The 15,879-nt window shown below is 56.5% G+C and carries 15 protein-coding genes and 1 other annotated feature; of the genes, 9 read left to right on the top strand and 6 right to left on the bottom strand.

Annotated elements, in window-relative coordinates; genetic code table 11:
- Positions 1 to 17 precede the first annotated feature (17 nt).
- A complete protein-coding gene (locus tag V2S86_RS14170) occupies positions 18 to 896 on the top strand; it encodes a metal ABC transporter substrate-binding protein (RefSeq protein ID WP_330762916.1) in 879 nt (292 codons plus the stop codon).
- Positions 897 to 1,013: 117 nt separating this feature from the next.
- Here the strand turns inward: V2S86_RS14170 and ykgO are convergent, their stop codons facing one another.
- The 4 genes from ykgO to sdeX form a co-directional block, all read right to left on the bottom strand.
- The gene (ykgO, locus tag V2S86_RS14165) at positions 1,014 to 1,154 is read right to left on the bottom strand and encodes a type B 50S ribosomal protein L36 (protein ID WP_006322277.1); all 141 of its coding nucleotides are present in this window, start codon (positions 1,152 to 1,154) and stop codon (positions 1,014 to 1,016) included.
- 12 nt (positions 1,155 to 1,166) lie between these two features.
- The gene (locus V2S86_RS14160) at positions 1,167 to 1,421 is read right to left on the bottom strand and encodes a type B 50S ribosomal protein L31 (RefSeq protein ID WP_004949355.1); all 255 of its coding nucleotides are present in this window, start codon (positions 1,419 to 1,421) and stop codon (positions 1,167 to 1,169) included.
- Positions 1,422 to 1,601: 180 nt separating this feature from the next.
- Positions 1,602 to 4,748: a multidrug efflux RND transporter permease subunit SdeY gene (sdeY, locus tag V2S86_RS14155; RefSeq protein ID WP_330762915.1), complete on the bottom strand. Its 3,147-nt coding sequence runs from the start codon at positions 4,746 to 4,748 to the stop codon at positions 1,602 to 1,604.
- Between the two features lie 17 nt (positions 4,749 to 4,765).
- A complete protein-coding gene (gene sdeX, locus V2S86_RS14150) occupies positions 4,766 to 5,953 on the bottom strand; it encodes a multidrug efflux RND transporter periplasmic adaptor subunit SdeX (protein ID WP_311993679.1) in 1,188 nt (395 codons plus the stop codon).
- 142 nt (positions 5,954 to 6,095) lie between these two features.
- On the opposite strand from sdeX, the gene acrR reads away from it, so the two are divergent.
- The 3 genes from acrR (at position 6,096) to mscK (ending at position 10,630) form a co-directional block, all read left to right on the top strand.
- Positions 6,096 to 6,776 (top strand): multidrug efflux transporter transcriptional repressor AcrR, encoded by a 681-nt coding sequence (gene acrR, locus V2S86_RS14145; RefSeq protein ID WP_330762914.1) that lies wholly within the window; start codon positions 6,096 to 6,098, stop codon positions 6,774 to 6,776.
- A 14-nt stretch (positions 6,777 to 6,790) separates the two neighbouring features.
- A complete protein-coding gene (locus V2S86_RS14140) occupies positions 6,791 to 7,144 on the top strand; it encodes a DsrE/DsrF/TusD sulfur relay family protein (RefSeq protein WP_006322283.1) in 354 nt (117 codons plus the stop codon).
- Positions 7,145 to 7,243: 99 nt separating this feature from the next.
- Positions 7,244 to 10,630, top strand: a complete 3,387-nt coding sequence (gene mscK, locus V2S86_RS14135; protein ID WP_330762913.1) for a mechanosensitive channel MscK — start codon at positions 7,244 to 7,246, stop codon at positions 10,628 to 10,630.
- A 15-nt stretch (positions 10,631 to 10,645) separates the two neighbouring features.
- Here the strand turns inward: mscK and rsmS are convergent, their stop codons facing one another.
- Both rsmS and priC read right to left on the bottom strand, forming a co-directional pair.
- On the bottom strand, positions 10,646 to 10,825 hold the full coding sequence (gene rsmS, locus V2S86_RS14130) for a pleiotropic regulatory protein RsmS (RefSeq protein WP_330762912.1): 180 nt from the start codon (positions 10,823 to 10,825) through the stop codon (positions 10,646 to 10,648).
- Positions 10,826 to 10,934: 109 nt separating this feature from the next.
- Positions 10,935 to 11,471 (bottom strand): primosomal replication protein, encoded by a 537-nt coding sequence (gene priC / locus V2S86_RS14125; protein WP_330762911.1) that lies wholly within the window; start codon positions 11,469 to 11,471, stop codon positions 10,935 to 10,937.
- A 150-nt stretch (positions 11,472 to 11,621) separates the two neighbouring features.
- Here priC and V2S86_RS14120 point away from each other — a divergent pair, with 150 nt between their 5' ends.
- The 5 genes from V2S86_RS14120 (at position 11,622) to recR (ending at position 15,793) form a co-directional block, all read left to right on the top strand.
- Entirely contained in the window at positions 11,622 to 12,002 is a 381-nt protein-coding gene (locus V2S86_RS14120) for a DUF454 family protein (protein ID WP_330762910.1), read from the top strand.
- A 221-nt stretch (positions 12,003 to 12,223) separates the two neighbouring features.
- Complete coding sequence (gene apt / locus V2S86_RS14115; protein WP_330762909.1) at positions 12,224 to 12,775, top strand: adenine phosphoribosyltransferase; 552 nt, start codon at positions 12,224 to 12,226, stop codon at positions 12,773 to 12,775.
- A gap of 92 nt (positions 12,776 to 12,867) precedes the next feature.
- Entirely contained in the window at positions 12,868 to 14,817 is a 1,950-nt protein-coding gene (gene dnaX / locus V2S86_RS14110; RefSeq protein ID WP_330762908.1) for a DNA polymerase III subunit gamma/tau, read from the top strand.
- Positions 14,150 to 14,214 (top strand) — a sequence feature (DnaX frameshifting element). It overlaps the preceding gene by 65 nt.
- A gap of 41 nt (positions 14,818 to 14,858) precedes the next feature.
- On the top strand, positions 14,859 to 15,188 hold the full coding sequence (locus tag V2S86_RS14105) for a YbaB/EbfC family nucleoid-associated protein (protein WP_004949379.1): 330 nt from the start codon (positions 14,859 to 14,861) through the stop codon (positions 15,186 to 15,188).
- The gene (gene recR / locus V2S86_RS14100; RefSeq protein ID WP_004949381.1) at positions 15,188 to 15,793 is read left to right on the top strand and encodes a recombination mediator RecR; all 606 of its coding nucleotides are present in this window, start codon (positions 15,188 to 15,190) and stop codon (positions 15,791 to 15,793) included. The genes V2S86_RS14105 and recR overlap by 1 nt, the downstream gene beginning before the upstream one ends.
- The last annotated feature ends 86 nt before the right edge of the window (positions 15,794 to 15,879 follow it).

Raw genomic sequence — 15,879 nt, 5'->3', positions numbered from 1 at the left:
AAGTTCAAGGAGAAAGTATGAAACGTTTACCTATTTCGCTGGCAGTCGCTGCTCTGCTGTCCAGCCCATTGGCGATGGCGAAAACCGTTGATGCCGTCGCCAGCTTTTCGATCCTCGGCGATATCGTGAAGCAGGTGGGGGGAGAACACGTCAGGGTCACTACATTAGTGGGGCCGGACGGCGATCCGCACAGCTTTGAACCTTCGCCGAAAGACAGCAAGGTGTTGTCGCAGGCCGATGTGGTGTTCGTCAGCGGCCTGGGACTGGAGGGCTGGATCGATCGCCTGGTCGGTGCCTCGGGGTATAAAGGGCGGGTGGTTACTGCTTCGCAGGGGATCGACACCCGCCAGATGAGCGAGGACGGCAAGGAAGTCACCGATCCCCATGCCTGGAACAGCATGAAGAACGGGGTGCAGTACGCAACCAACGTGATGAATGCGCTGATTGCCGCCGATCCGCAAGACGCTAATTATTTTCGCCAGCGCGGTTCGGAATATATCCAGCAGTTGCAGAAATTGGATCTCTGGGCCAGGACCCAGTTTGCCGCAGTACCGCAACAAAAACGCAAGGTGCTGACCAGCCATGATGCTTTTGGTTATTTTGGGCAAGAATATGGCGTCACCTTCCTTGCCCCGGTCGGTTTCTCTACCGAGGCCGAAGCCAGCGCCAGCGACGTGGCCGGTTTGATAAAACAGATCAAACAAGAGAAGGTTAATGCCTACTTTATCGAAAACCAGACTGATCCGAGGTTGGTAAAACAGATTGCCGCCGCCACCGGAGCGAAAGCCGGCGGTGAACTGTATCCGGAGGCACTGTCCAAACCGCAAGGGCCGGCGGCGAGCTATGTACAGGCATTCCAGCACAACGTCGATACGCTGTTAGGCAGTATGAAATAAATTGCAGTAGCCCTGCCGGTAAGGCGGGGCTACTTGGTTGCGTTTCAGTTTTCTTTCTCCATAAAAAAAGCCCCGTTGAGCAGCAACGGGGCTTTGCGACAGATGACACTTCAGACGTTAACGTTTTTTCTTGCGTCCCTGTACCGCTTTGAATCGCGGGTTGGTTTTACAAATCACATAGATACGGCCATTACGGCGTACGACTTTGCAATCCGGATGGCGATTCTTCGCCGAACGCAATGAACTTAAAACCTGCATATCGATTCCCTTTTACTTGCTGCCAAGAAAGCGGCCAAAACGCTGCTGGAAGCGCGCCGTGCTGCCTTCTTTGGAGAACTCTTTCTGCTTGCCGGTGTAATACGGATGCGAAGCGGAAGAGACGTCGATAGTGACGTACGGCCAGTTTTCGCCATCGAGTTCAATGGTGCGATCGGTGTTAATGGTCGAACCCACTTTAAAGTAGGTATTGGCGCTCAGATCGTGGAACACCACGGTACGGTAGTTTGGATGGATGCCTGCTTTCATGATGCACTCCAATGTAATGTTATACTATAACAATAATTATGCACCTCACGGCGGGGCGGATCAAGTATAAAATGCCGTGGCTGGCGAATTAATGAGAGTGGTTTGCATTAAGCGAATGAAGTCAAAGAAAAAGGCCGCATAAGCGGCCTTTGTGTTCAGGGGTAAGCGTTCACTGGATTATCAGTGATGCTCAACCGGATGGCTGTGTTCCACATCGTCAGACTTCTTGCTGAAGCGGCGACGAACCACCACGAAGAAGACCGGAACGAAGAAGATAGCCAGCACGGTAGCGGTAATCATCCCGCCCATAACGCCGGTACCTACCGCGTTCTGCGCGCCGGAGCCTGCACCGCTGCTGATGACCAGCGGCAGTACCCCGAGGATGAATGCCAGTGAAGTCATCAGAATCGGGCGCAAACGCATGCGCACCGCTTCCAGCGTGGCTTCTACCAGGCCTTTGCCTTCTTTATCCATCAGATCCTTGGCGAATTCGACGATCAAGATGGCGTTCTTCGCGGACAGACCGATGGTGGTCAACAGCCCTACCTGGAAGTAAACGTCATTGTTCAGGCCGCGCATGGTGGCCGCCAGCAATGCGCCGATAACCCCCAGAGGCAGAACCAGCATGACCGAGAACGGAATCGACCAGCTTTCATACAGCGCTGCCAGGCACAAGAACACCACCAGAATCGAGATGGCGTACAGGGCAGGGGCCTGGTTACCGGACAGACGTTCCTGGTAGGACATACCGGTCCAGTCGTAACCGATGCCGCTTGGCAGCTTGGAGGACAGCTCTTCCATCATGTTCATCGCTTCACCGGTACTCTTGCCCGGTGCCGCCTGACCCAGAATTTCCATGGAAGGCAGGCCGTTATAACGTTCCAGACGCGGTGAACCGTACTCCCATTTCGCTGAAGAGAATGCGGAGAACGGAACCATCTGGCCACTGGTGCCGCGGACAAACCACTTGTTGATGTCCTCTGGCAACATACGGAACGGTGCTTCAGCCTGCACGTAAACCTTTTTCACACGACCGCGGTCGATGAAGTCGTTCACGTACGAGCCACCCAACGCGGTGGTCAGCGTGCTGTTGATGGTGGTGATGCTGACACCCAGCGCCTTGGCTTTTTCCTGATCGATAATCAGTTTGAACTGCGGCGTATCTTCCAGGCCGTTAGGACGCATACCGACCAGCAGGTCCGGATGCTTGGCCGCCATGCCCAACAGCTGGTTACGTGCTTCAGTCAGTTTTTCATGCCCCAGGCCACCCTGGTCAATCAGCTGGAAGTCAAAACCGGTAGCGGTACCCAGTTCGATAATCGCAGGCAGGTTGAACGGGAATACCAGGCCGTCTTTGATTTGCGAGAACGCGCCCATGGCGCGGCCTGCAATGGCCGGCACTTTATTCTGCTCTCCGCTACGCTCGGACCAGTCTTTCAGGCTGACGAATGACAGACCGTTGTTCTGGCCGTTACCGTTAAAGCCGAAGCCCGCAACGGTAAACACCGAAACCACGTTGTCTTTTTCTTTGGTCAGGAAGTAGTCGGTGACTTCTTCCAGCACCTTCGAGGTTCGAGCCTCGGTGGCGCCCGCAGGCAACTGCACCATGGTCAGCAGGATGCCCTGGTCTTCTTCCGGCAGGAACGAGGACGGCAGGCGCAGGAACAGCAGGCCCATGCCGACGACGATCAACAGGTAGATCACCAGATAGCGACCGGTGCTGCGCAGGATGCTGGCAACGCTGTCGGTGTAGTGGTGGGTGCTCTTTTCGAACATGCGGTTAAACCAGCCGAAGAAGCCGGTTTTAGCCCCGTGGTCGCCTTTTTGCACCGGTTTCAGCAGGGTGGCACACAGCGCCGGCGTCAGAATCAACGCCACCAGTACCGACAGCGCCATCGCGGAAACGATGGTGATGGAGAACTGACGGTAGATCGCGCCGGTCGAACCGCCGAAGAATGCCATAGGTACGAATACCGCTGACAGCACCATGGCGATACCGACCAAGGCCCCCTGGATCTGCTCCATCGATTTCTTGGTCGCTTCTTTCGGCGGCAGTCCCTCTTCGGACATGACGCGCTCGACGTTTTCCACCACCACGATGGCATCATCCACCAACAAGCCTATCGCCAGCACCATGCCGAACATCGTCAGGGTGTTTATCGAGAAGCCAAAGGCCGCCAGTATCGCAAAGGTACCCAGCAAGACGACCGGCACCGCTATGGTTGGGATCAGCGTCGCACGGAAGTTCTGCAGGAACAGATACATGACCAGGAATACCAGCACGATCGCTTCGAACAGCGTTTTCACCACTTCGTTGATCGAAATCTTGACGAACGGGGTGGTATCGTACGGATAAACCACTTTCATCCCCTGAGGGAAGAACGGCTGCATCTTGGTTAACGCGTCTTTTACCGCTTTGGCGGTGTTCAGGGCGTTGGCGCCGGTAGCCAGTTTGATACCCAGGCCTGCCGCCGGTTTGCCGTTATAACGTGCGGTTACGGCATAGCTCTCGCCGCCGCGCTCAATGCGAGCCACATCTTTCAGGCGAACCTGAGAGCCATCTGCATTCACCTTAAGCAGAATTTTGCCGAACTCTTCAGGAGAGGTCAGACGAGTCTGCGCGATGATTGAGGCGTTAAGCTGCTGGCCCGGTACCGGTGGCATCCCGCCCAATTGCCCTGCGGCGATTTGGTTGTTCTGCTCGGTAATGGCGGAGGTTACGTCCGTCGTGGTCAGTTGGAAATTGTTCAGTTTGCCCGGATCCAGCCAGATGCGCATGGCATACTGAGCACCGAACAGCTGCACTTCACCCACGCCCTGTGAACGGCTGATAGGATCCTTGATGTTTGAAGCTACATAGTCCGCGATGTCGTCCTGAGTCATGCTTGGATCGTCGGAAATGAAGCCGGCTACCATCAGGAAGCTGCTGCTGGATTTTTCTACTTTCAGGCCTTGCTGTTGCACTTCTTGCGGTAACAGCGGCGTGGCCAGCGATAATTTGTTCTGGACCTGAACCTGCGCGATGTCAGGGTCAGTGCCGGAGTTAAATGTCAGCGTAATGGTGACGCTACCAGAGGAGTCACTGGTGGAGGACATGTACATCAGATTATCGATACCGTTCATGTTCTGTTCGATAATCTGGGTCACGGTGTCCTGCACCGTTTTTGCATCCGCGCCTGGATAGTTGGCGGAAACACTCACCGCCGGTGGTGCAATAGTGGGATACTGCGCGATCGGCAGTTTCATTATTGCAAGCACCCCCGCCAACATGACGATGATGGCGATTACCCAGGCGAAAATCGGGCGATCTATAAAGAACTTAGCCATGTCTTACCGGCTCCTTTTTATGACTTCTGCGCTTCAGACTGCGGCTGTTTCTGCGCCTGAGTGTCAACTTCCTGCACTTTCACCTGAGCGCCCGGGCGGACTTTCATCAGGCCGGTGACAATCACGCGATCGCCGGCTTTCAAACCGTCGGTAACCAGCCATTTGTCGCCGATAGCCTGATCCGCTTTCACTGTACGCAACTCGACTTTATCGTCGGCGCCAACCACCAGAGCGGTAGCTTCGCCGCGTGGGTTACGAGTGACGCCCTGTTGCGGCACCAGCAATGCATCGCTGCGTACGCCTTCGTCCAGACGGGCGCGAACGAACATCCCCGGCAACAGCGTATCGTTCGGGTTCGGGAACACTGCGCGAATGGTGATGGAACCGGTGGTTTCATCAACGGTGACGTCAGAGAACTCCAGCGTGCCTGCCTGGGCGTATTCCGCGCCGTTTTCCAGCAGCAGGGTCACTTTGGCCTTGCCGTTTTCCTGTTTCAGCGCACCGCTGGCCAGTTCTTGCTTCAGGCGCAGGAAATCGTTGCTCGATTGGGTGACGTCCACGTACATCGGATCCAGCTGTTGCACGGTAGACAACGCCGTGGTCTGACCGTTGGTAACCAGTGCGCCTTCGGTCACGGCGGATTTGCCGATGCGGCCGGAGATCGGTGAGGTCACTTTGGTGTAAGCCAGGTTGATGCGTGCGGTTTCCACTGCGGCTTTCGAGGCCACCACGGCGGCTTCTGCCTGCTGCAGCGTGGAAACTGCGGTATCGTAATCCTGTTTACTGATGTAGTTGGTGCCCAGCAAAGGCTTGTAGCGATTCACCGTTACGCGCGCGATCGAAGCGCTGGCTTGAGATTTGGCCAGATCGCCTTTGGCGCTGTCATAGGTAGCTTGATAGGTGGCGGGATCGATCTGATACAGGGAAGACCCTGCCTTGATGTCACTGCCTTCAACAAAATTGCGCTTCAGGATGATGCCGCTGACCTGAGGGCGAACTTCGGCGATACGATACGCAGCAGTACGGCCAGGAAGATCGGTAGTAATGTTGAGAGGCTCGGCCTTCAATGTCACTACGCCCACTTCGGGAGCCGGTGGTTGGGCGCCTTGTTGTTGGGTTTCTTTATCGTTACATCCTGTAAGTACTAAGCTGCCTGAAAGCATCAGAACTGCCGCCAGAGGCGTTAACCCTCTGTTTTTGTTCATAGAAAAACCTCAAGTGTCCGATTTCAAAATGATCAATGGATCACAAGCTTTAAAACCCATTGCTGCGTTAATTATATGTGCGTGCTATGGTACATACATACGCGAATGTATGTAAATCACACTCCCCCGAAAAAACAACGCCATGGCACGAAAAACCAAACAGCAGGCGCTAGAAACTCGACAGCACATTCTTGATGCTGCGGTGCAGGAATTTTCTGAGCGTGGCGTTTCCGCAACGTCACTGACAGATATTGCCACCGCTGCCGGCGTTACTCGTGGTGCTATTTATTGGCACTTCAAGAATAAGGTAGACCTGTTTAACGAAGTTTGGGAATTGTCAGAGTCGAAAATAGGCGATCTCGAATTAGAGTATCAGGCAAAGTACCCTGAGAATCCACTGCGTATTTTACGTGAAATACTAATTTATATACTGACGTCGACGGTTGATGACAGCCGCCGGCGAGCGCTGATGGAAATCGTATTCCACAAGTGCGAATTTGTCGGTGAAATGATGCCGCTGCAGGCAGCGCGTAAAGTGCTTAGTTTGGAAGGTTACGAACGTATAGAGTCGGTGCTGCGCAATAGCATGCGTCACGGCCAGCTCCCCGCCGATCTCAATACCCGCCGTGCGGCGATCATCCTGCGCGCCTACATTACCGGCCTGATGGAAAACTGGCTGTTTATGCCGGAAAGTTTTGATCTGAAAACCGAAGCGGCAGCCTTGGTCGATTCATTCCTCGAAATGGCCCAATTCTGCCCGACCTTACGGGTGAAACCGGCAGAGCAGGCGGCCGAGCCGCACAGTGCCGATTGTCATCCTTAACCAGGAGATGCACCATGTCATCCGTTGTGTTGATCGCCAGTGGCGCGGCCTATGGCCAGGAATCACTGTTTAACGCCTTGCGTCTGGGCATTGCGCTGAAAGAACAGCAGGCCGACCTCAATCTGAAACTGTTTTTGATGTCAGACGCCGTGGTAGCCGGCCTTGCCGGGCAGCAACCGCACGAAGGCTACCATTTGCAGCAGATGCTGGAGATCCTCACCGCGCAGCAAGTGCCGGTAAAATTGTGCAAAACCTGCGCAGATGCGCGCGGCGTCAGCCGGTTACCGCTGGCGGACGGGGTGGAAATCGGTACGCTGGTGGAACTCGCGCAATGGACGCTGGCCGCCGGAAAAGTACTGACGTTCTGATCCCGCTACATCTGTACATCACCAGCAACGTTTTCCTATTCGTGGGCTATCTGCGATCGTGATAATCTTTCGGCTTCTTTATTGATTCGAAGTTAAATCATGCATCGCAGGTTAGCTAAGCGTTCTTTTCTGGCGTTACCCTCGTTCTTCGGTGTGGACGTTTCCCGCGCCCTCGCTCTGTTTTTATTGATCGCCGTTTGTGCGGTCTGCCAGCCTGTTGCCCATGCGGCGTTGAACGGCGATGTACCGTCGCGCAGTGAAATACAAAATCAGCTTGATGCACTGAATAAGCAAAAGACGCTGACGCCGGTCAATAAGCTTGCCCAGCAGGATCTGACGCGCACGCTCGAACTGCTGGACGCCATTGAACGCGTCAAACAGGATGGCGCCGAGCTTAAACAGCAATTGCAGTTGGCGCCGGGCAAGCTGCGCCAGGTGACCGAAGATCTGGAGGCGTTGAAGGTCCCCGTGGATAGCGCGGCCGCCAGGGCCGATCTGCTGCCGCTCTCCTTGCGCCAACTGGAAACCCGCCTTTATCAGACGTTGGACGAACTGCAAACCGCACAGGAAAACCTCTCCGCCTATAATAGCCAACTGGTTTCGCTGCAGACCCAGCCGGAACGGGTGCAAAGCAGCATGTATACCGCGTCGCAGCGTCTGCAAGAGATCCGCAATCAGCTCAACGATCAGACGCCGGGACAAAACTCGTTGCGCGACAGCCAGCAGGTAATGCTGGCAACGGAACAGGTGTTGCTCAATGCACAGATTGATCTGCAGCGCAGGAGCCTGGAGGCCAACACCACCCTGCAAGACCTGCTGCAGAAACAGCGCGATTTCACCACCGGGCACATCGACGCGCTGGATCGTTCGGTGCAGTTGTTGCAAGAAGTGGTTAACAACAAACGCCTGACGCTGTCTGAAAAAACCGCCAAAGAGGCGCAAAATCCGGAAGACGCCACGGACATCCAACAGGATAAGCTGGTCAGTAAAGAGCTGGACGTCAACCGCCAGCTCAGCCAGCGGCTGATTGCCGCCACGGAAGAGAGCAACATACTGTTTCAACAGAATATCCGGGTAAAAAACTGGCTCGATCGCGGCCTGCAGTCGGAGCGTAACCTGAAGGAACAGATCCAGGTGCTGAAAGGCAGCCTGGTGCTGTCGCGCATTCTGTATCAGCAACAGCAAAACTTGCCGCAGGGCACGCTGGTGGCGGATATGGGCACGCGAATCGCCGATTTACGCCTGGAGCAGTTTGATATCAACCAGCAGCGCGACGACCTGTTCAAGGGCGATGATTACATTAATAAGCTGCTTGTCGACAGCAAAGAAAAAGCCAGTTCGGATGTGCTTGATGCGCTGAACGAAATCGTCGATATGCGTCGTGAGCTGTTGGATCAGTTGAACAAGCAGCTCAGCAACCAGCTTGCGCAGTCTATTAGCTTGCAGATTAACCAGCAGCAACTGACCAGCGTTTACAGCTCGCTGCAAGACACGCTGACCCAGCAAATATTCTGGGTTAACAGTAACAAACCGATCGATCTGGCGTGGTTGAAAGCCTTGCCGGGCGCGGTCAAAGATCAGATTGCCGCACTCGATTTCAAACTGGACACCGGCAAAATGCTGCAGGGCGGGTTGAATGCGCTGGTGTTCATCATCCCGATGCTGATTCTGATAGCCCTGCTGCGCTGGCGCTACAAATTGATCGATACGCACCTGCAAAAGTTGGCTAATGATGTCGGGCAGTTAAAACGCGACAGCCAACTGCACACGCCGAAGGCCATTATACTGACCTTGTTGAAAGTGCTGCCCGGCTCGGCGCTGCTGCTTGGTGCCGGTTTCTGGTGTTACCGCGCGGAAATCGGCCTCAGCGATTTTCTGTGGGCATTGTCGCAACAGTTGGCGCTGTTCTGGCTGATTTTCGGCTTTACCTACCGTACGCTGGCACCGGGCGGCGTTACCGAGCGCCATTTCAACTTTTCCACCGGACTGTGCGCGCACTACCGCCGGCAGACGCTGCGTTTGGGGTTGGCGCTGCTGCCGCTGATCTTCTGGTCGGTGCTGGGCGAGAAAGCGCCGCTGCGGCTGGTGGAAGATGTTATCGGCCAGGTGGTGGTGATGCTGACGTTGGCGTTGCTTGCCGTGCTGGTGTTTCCGCTGTGCCGCGACAGCTGGCGTGAGAAAGGCTCGCACGCGGTGCAACTGGTGATCATCACCGCCATTGCTGCCACGCCGCTCATCCTGCTCGGCCTGATGTTCGCCGGTTATTTCTACACCACGTTGCGTCTGGCCGGCCGCTGGATCGACAGCCTGTATCTGTTCTTCCTGTGGAACATCGTTTATCTGACCGCCATTCGCGGCCTGAGCGTTGCGGCACGTCGCTTGGCTTACCGCCGCGCGCTGGCGCGTCGGCAGAGCCTGGCGAAAGAGGGGGCAGAAGGCGGGGAACCTGTCGAGGAGGCGCCTTTGGCGCTGGATCAGATCAACCAGCAATCGCTGCGTCTGACCACCATGGCGCTGTTCATCATCTTTGCCTGCGCCTTCTACGGCATTTGGTCAGATCTGGTGACGGTGATTTCGTATCTGGACAGCATCACGTTGTGGCATTACACCACCACCGTTGCCGGCGGCAGCGTGCCGCAAGCGGTAACCTTGGGCAACATGATGGTGGCCATCGCGGCGGTGATCGTCGCTTATGTCATGACGCGCAACTTGCCGGGCCTGCTGGAAGTCGTGGTGCTGTCGCGGCTGCAACTGCGGCAAGGTGCGTCTTACGCCATCACCACCATACTGACCTATCTGATTACCACCGTGGGTGCGGTTACCGCGCTCGGATCGCTGGGGGTGTCCTGGGATAAGCTGCAATGGCTGGCCGCCGGGTTGACAGTCGGGCTGGGCTTCGGCCTGCAGGAGATTTTCGCCAACTTTGTTTCTGGCCTGATCATCCTGTTCGAGCGGCCGATCCGTATCGGCGACACCATCACTATCGGCACTTTCTCCGGCTCGGTCAGCAAAATCCGCATTCGCGCCACCACCATTACCGATTTCGACCGTAAAGAGGTGATTATCCCGAACAAGGCGTTTGTTACCGAGCGGTTGATCAACTGGTCGCTGTCAGACACCATTACCCGGGTGTTGATCAAGGTTGGGGTGGCGTACGGTTCCGATCTGGACAAGGTGAAAGCGGTGCTGTTGCAGGCGGCGCAGAATAACCCGCGAGTGATGACAGATCCGGAACCTCAGGTTTTCTTCCTTAACTTTGGCGCCAGCACGCTGGATCACGAATTGCGTCTTTATGTCCGTGAATTGCGTGATCGCAGCTATACCGTCGATGAGCTGAACCGCGCGATCGATCGCCTGTGCCGGGAGAACGACATTGATATCGCCTTTAACCAGCTTGAAGTGTATTTGCACAACCAGCAGGGTAACGAGGTACAGGAAGTGAAGCGGACGCTGTCGCAGGATGAGGGCAGCCCGTCGGCAGGATAATGGGCTGAACCCTTTTTACTGCCCGACGGGCAGGTAGGGAGTGGTGATGCCGTTGCGTTGCAGCTTTTCCTGATAGTCCCGTTTGACAATATCCAGCGCCGCCAGCGCGATGGCTGGATCGATCTCGTTACATTCCAGCAGGTAAATCAGGTCTACCGCCAGCTGCAATTCTGGTGAGGCATTATCTAGAGACATAAAACCAACGTTTTTGTTTAGTAGGTGAATGAATAAGGCGTCGCTTCGGCTGAGTATAGTGAACAAGGCGCGCGGCGGGGAATAATCATTAAAGTATTGTGATAAATCTTCAAAAACCGTTTTCTTTACGCTCGATGCTGCGTTCAATGCGTGCCAGCGCCTGACGGCAACGTACCAATCTGCCTTCCAGCGCCGCCAGCTCGTGCTGTAGCTTTTGCTGTGCGGCAAAGGTGGTTTGTCTTCCCAGCAGGCTTTCCCGATCCTGAATCATCGACATGAGTCGGCGTTCATAATCCTGATGTTCGGCCAGCTTGTGATACAGATCGACCGCCACCACTTCTTTCGGCTGATTTTTACGGCGCAACGCCTGTGTCGCCAGCTCGCGTTGCAGAGCGGTGATCTGGGCCACCAATTTCTCTGCCAGAAAGGCGACCTGGCTGGTGCGGTTGTCGTTGGCCGCCGTCTGCAACTGGGCGAAGTTCCTTTGCACTTCTGCCAAATAATCACGCAACCGGGTGCCGCGATTGGAAAACAGCGCGGTGTCAAAGCGCGCCTGAGGGATAGGCGCGTCGCCACGCGGCGTCACCTCGGCGGCCAATGCCGCAATCTGCTGTTCTAACACCTGTAATAGACGGTGAGTGCTCACGTTGGCTCCATTAAAATTTCACAGGGCTCAGCTTGCCCGCGATCCCGCCGTTAAACAAGCGCGGCGCGCATATTCCGGCCGTTGCGGCTGGTGGCGCAGGGGAGGAGGGTGATAAAGTAACGCCAGACAGATTAGTGGACAAGGGCTCGCATGACGCGTTGGTTATTGATTATCCTCGGTTGGTTGGCGGTGGTGCTGGCGACGCTCGGTGTGGTGTTGCCGCTGTTGCCGACCACGCCGTTTCTGCTGCTGGCCGCCTGGTGTTTTGCCCGCTCGTCGCCGCGTTTTCACCATTGGCTGCTGCATCGCTCCTGGTTCGGCCCTTATCTGCGCCATTGGCAACAGCACCGTGCGTTGCCGCCAGGGGCCAAATGGAAGGCGGTAGCGGTGATTGTGCTGACGTTTGCGGTTTCGCTGTGGCTGGTTAAACTCTGGTGGGTGCGTGGATTGCTGTTGCTGATGCTGACCATCCTGTTGACCTTTATGCTGCGTCTGCCGGTTGTTGATCTGTCGCAACAAAAACAGCGCTGATCCTGTCTTATTATACCCAATGGCTTTGACATTGCGGCGAGCCACCGAGTGCTGCCAACAACGCCGTAATTTGAAAGATGGCGGGGATGGTTGCATTTGTCCGCCAGTTTGCATAGATTTGGGCGTTTTCGTGCGCGGCCTGCTTTCCATTCCCTCTTTATAATGGGGTGGAAGAAGAGGTTTGCGCGCAAGTCATCAGGCAGTTTTATCAGGCAATAATTATGACCGCTACTGCGCAGCAGCTTCAGTTTATTAAAGACAGTATCAAAACCATTCCGGATTATCCAAAGCCGGGCATACTGTTCCGTGACGTCACCAGCCTGCTGGAAAACCCGCTGGCTTACGCGGCCAGCATTGAATTGCTGGTTGAGCGCTACCGCGATGCGGGCGTGACCAAAGTGGTTGGCACCGAAGCGCGTGGTTTTCTGTTTGGCGCCCCGGTGGCGCTGGCGTTGGGCGTGGGTTTTGTGCCGGTACGCAAACCGGGCAAGTTGCCGCGCGCGACCCTCAGCGAAAGCTATGAGCTGGAATACGGCACCGATCAGTTGGAAATCCACACCGACGCCATCGTTACCGACGATAAAGTGTTGGTGGTTGACGATCTGCTGGCGACCGGGGGCACCATTGAGGCTACCGCGAAACTGATCCGCCGCCTGGGTGGAGAAGTCAACGATGCCGCTTTCATCATCAATCTGCCGGAGCTGGGCGGTGAAACGCGTCTGAACAAACTGGGCATCGAATGCTACAGCCTGGTCAACTTCGCCGGTCACTGATCCTGCATTGTCCCAATGCCACAACGGCCTCGCGGATCGCCGCGGGGCTGTGTTAGCATGACCCTCTAGATCCCTCGACTTCTCCGGTATTAATGAGCTATCAGGTTCTTGCCCGTAAGTGGCGCCCTCAAACGTTTGCAGATGTTGTCGGACAAGAACACGTCCTGACGGCACTGGCCAACGGCCTCTCGCTGGGGCGGATTCATCACGCCTATCTGTTTTCAGGCACGCGCGGCGTGGGTAAAACCACCATTGCGCGCCTGCTGGCCAAAGGCCTGAACTGTGAAACCGGCATCACCGCCACCCCGTGCGGCCAATGCGATAACTGCCGCGAGATTGAGCAAGGGCGTTTTGTCGATCTGATCGAGATCGACGCCGCGTCCAGAACCAAGGTGGAAGATACCCGCGATCTGCTGGATAACGTCCAGTACGCGCCCGCCCGCGGTCGTTTTAAAGTTTACCTGATTGACGAAGTGCACATGCTCTCGCGTCACAGCTTCAATGCGCTGTTGAAAACGCTGGAAGAGCCGCCTTCGCACGTGAAGTTCCTGCTGGCGACCACCGATCCGCAAAAGCTGCCGGTGACCATTCTGTCACGCTGCCTGCAATTCCATCTCAAAGCGCTGGATGTCGATCAGATCCGCAACCAACTTGAAAGGGTGCTGCAGGCGGAGCAAATCACCAGCGATCAGCGTGCATTGCAACTGTTGGCGCGCGCCGCCGACGGCAGTATGCGCGACGCGCTCAGCCTGACCGACCAGGCGATTGCCATGGGGCAAGGTCAGGTGACGACCGCCACCGTCAGTCAGATGCTGGGCACGCTGGACGACGAACAGCCGCTGGCCATCCTGGAGGCGCTGGTGAGCGCCGACGGCGAAAAGGTCATGGCGCAGGTCGCGCAGGCGGCTTCTCGCGGCGTAGATTGGGAAAATTTGCTGGTCGAGACGTTGGCGTTGTTGCACCGCATTGCGATGGTGCAATTGTTGCCGTCGGTACTGGACAATCATTACGCCGCCATTGAACAGCGGCTGCGTGAACTGGCGCGCACCTTGCCGCCGACTGACGTACAGCTTTATTACCAAACGCTGCTGGTGGGGCGCAAAGAGCTGGCTTTTGCGCCGGATCGCCGCATGGGGGTTGAGATGACCCTGCTGCGTGCGTTGGCGTTTCACCCGAAAGCGGTGATCCCGGAGCCGATGGCACCGGTGCACGTTGCCCCTGCGCAAATAGCGCAGCCGCAGGCCCTCGCTGCCCAACCGCCCCAGTTTCAGGACGCGCCGCCGCCATTAGGGCAAGCCGCGCCGCAAAATAATCAATCCGCGAATTTGCCGGATGCCACCGCGCAGCTATTGAAAGCGCGTACCCAACTGCTGCGGCAGGGAGCATCTACACCAAAAAAGAATGAGCCGGCGGCGCCTGGAAGAGCGCGGCCGGCAAACTCAGCGCTGGAGCGTTTGGCTTCAGTGACTGAGCGTAGCCAGCAGCGCCTGGCGGAAAAACAGGTGCAGGAAAAACCGGCCAAGCCGGAAGCCTACCGTTGGCGAGCGCTGACCGAGCCGGAACCGGAGACGGAACCGCTGGCGACGCCGAAAGCGTTGCGTACCGCTCTGGAGCATGAGAAAACGCCCGAACTGTCGGCCAAACTGGTGGTCGAGTCGCTTGAGCGCGATCCCTGGGCGGCAGAGATCGATAAGCTGAAAATCCCGAAACTGGTGCAGCAACTGGCGTTGAACGCCGTGAAACAACAGCTGGAACCAGGCAAAATTTGTCTCCGCCTGCGGTCTTCGCAGCGCCATCTGAACTCGCCTTCGGCGCAGAAGGTGCTGACCGATGCACTCGGCGAGCTGTACGGCAGCCCGGTTGAGTTGACCGTGGTGGAAGACGATAACCCGGCGGAGCGGACTCCGCTGGAGTGGCGGCAAGCCATTTATGAAGAAAAACTGGCGCAGGCGCGTCAGTCCATCGTTGCGGATACCAATATCCAGACGCTGCGCCGATTTTTCGACGCGGATCTGGATGAAGAGAGTATTCGCCCCCTTTAAACGCTGCGCAAAGTGCGCGGCCCTAGCGACGAGAGACGACTATGTTTGGTAAAGGCGGTCTGGGCAACCTGATGAAGCAAGCCCAGCAAATGCAAGAAAAGATGCAACAGATGCAGGAAGAAGTCGCCAAATTGGAAGTGACGGGCGAATCCGGTGCCGGCCTGGTGAAAGTCACCATCAACGGCGCTCACAACTGCCGTCGTGTGGAGATCGATCAAAGCCTGATGGAAGACGACAAAGAGATGCTGGAAGACCTGATCGCCGCTGCGTTTAACGACGCTGCGCGCCGCATCGACGAAACCCAGAAAGAGAAGATGGCGTCTGTTTCCAGCGGCATGCAATTGCCACCTGGCTTTAAGATGCCGTTCTGATGCAAACCAGCCCGCTCCTTGAAACATTAATGGAGGCGTTGCGCTGCCTGCCGGGCGTTGGCCCGAAGTCGGCTCAGCGTATGGCGTTTCAGCTGCTGCAGCGCGATCGCAGCGGCGGAATGCGCTTGGCGCAGGCGCTGACCCGCGCCATGTCGGAAATTGGCCACTGCGCCGATTGCCGCACTTTCACCGAGCAGGATATCTGCACCATTTGCGCCAATCCACGCCGTCTGCAAAACGGCCAGATCTGCGTGGTGGAAAGCCCGGCTGATATTCACGCCATCGAGCAGACCGGCCAGTTCGCCGGGCGCTACTTTGTGCTGATGGGCCACCTGTCGCCGATGGACGGCATTGGGCCTGGCGATATCGGTCTGGATCGGCTGGAGCAACGGCTGGAAAAGGAAAGCATTACCGAAGTGATTCTGGCCACGAATCCGACGGTGGAAGGTGACGCAACCGCGAACTACATCGCCGAGATGTGCGGCCAGTATGGCGTGGTTGCCAGCCGCATTGCCCACGGCGTGCCGGTGGGCGGCGAGCTGGAGATGGTCGACGGCACCACGCTGTCGCATTCGCTGGCCGGCCGCAACGTCATCAAGTTTTAATGTTTTTCTCGACGGGGCCGGCGTGGCCCCGTTATTTTCCCGCAAAAAATTCCCGCCAGCCGCTTGAAATACAACGCGCTTGTCCC

Source organism: Serratia sp. C2(1), from assembly GCF_036352655.1.
GTDB classification, from domain to species: domain Bacteria; phylum Pseudomonadota; class Gammaproteobacteria; order Enterobacterales; family Enterobacteriaceae; genus Serratia; species Serratia inhibens.
The sequence above is the reverse complement of the archived record's forward strand: the minus strand, read 5'-3'. Positions and strand labels throughout refer to the sequence as shown.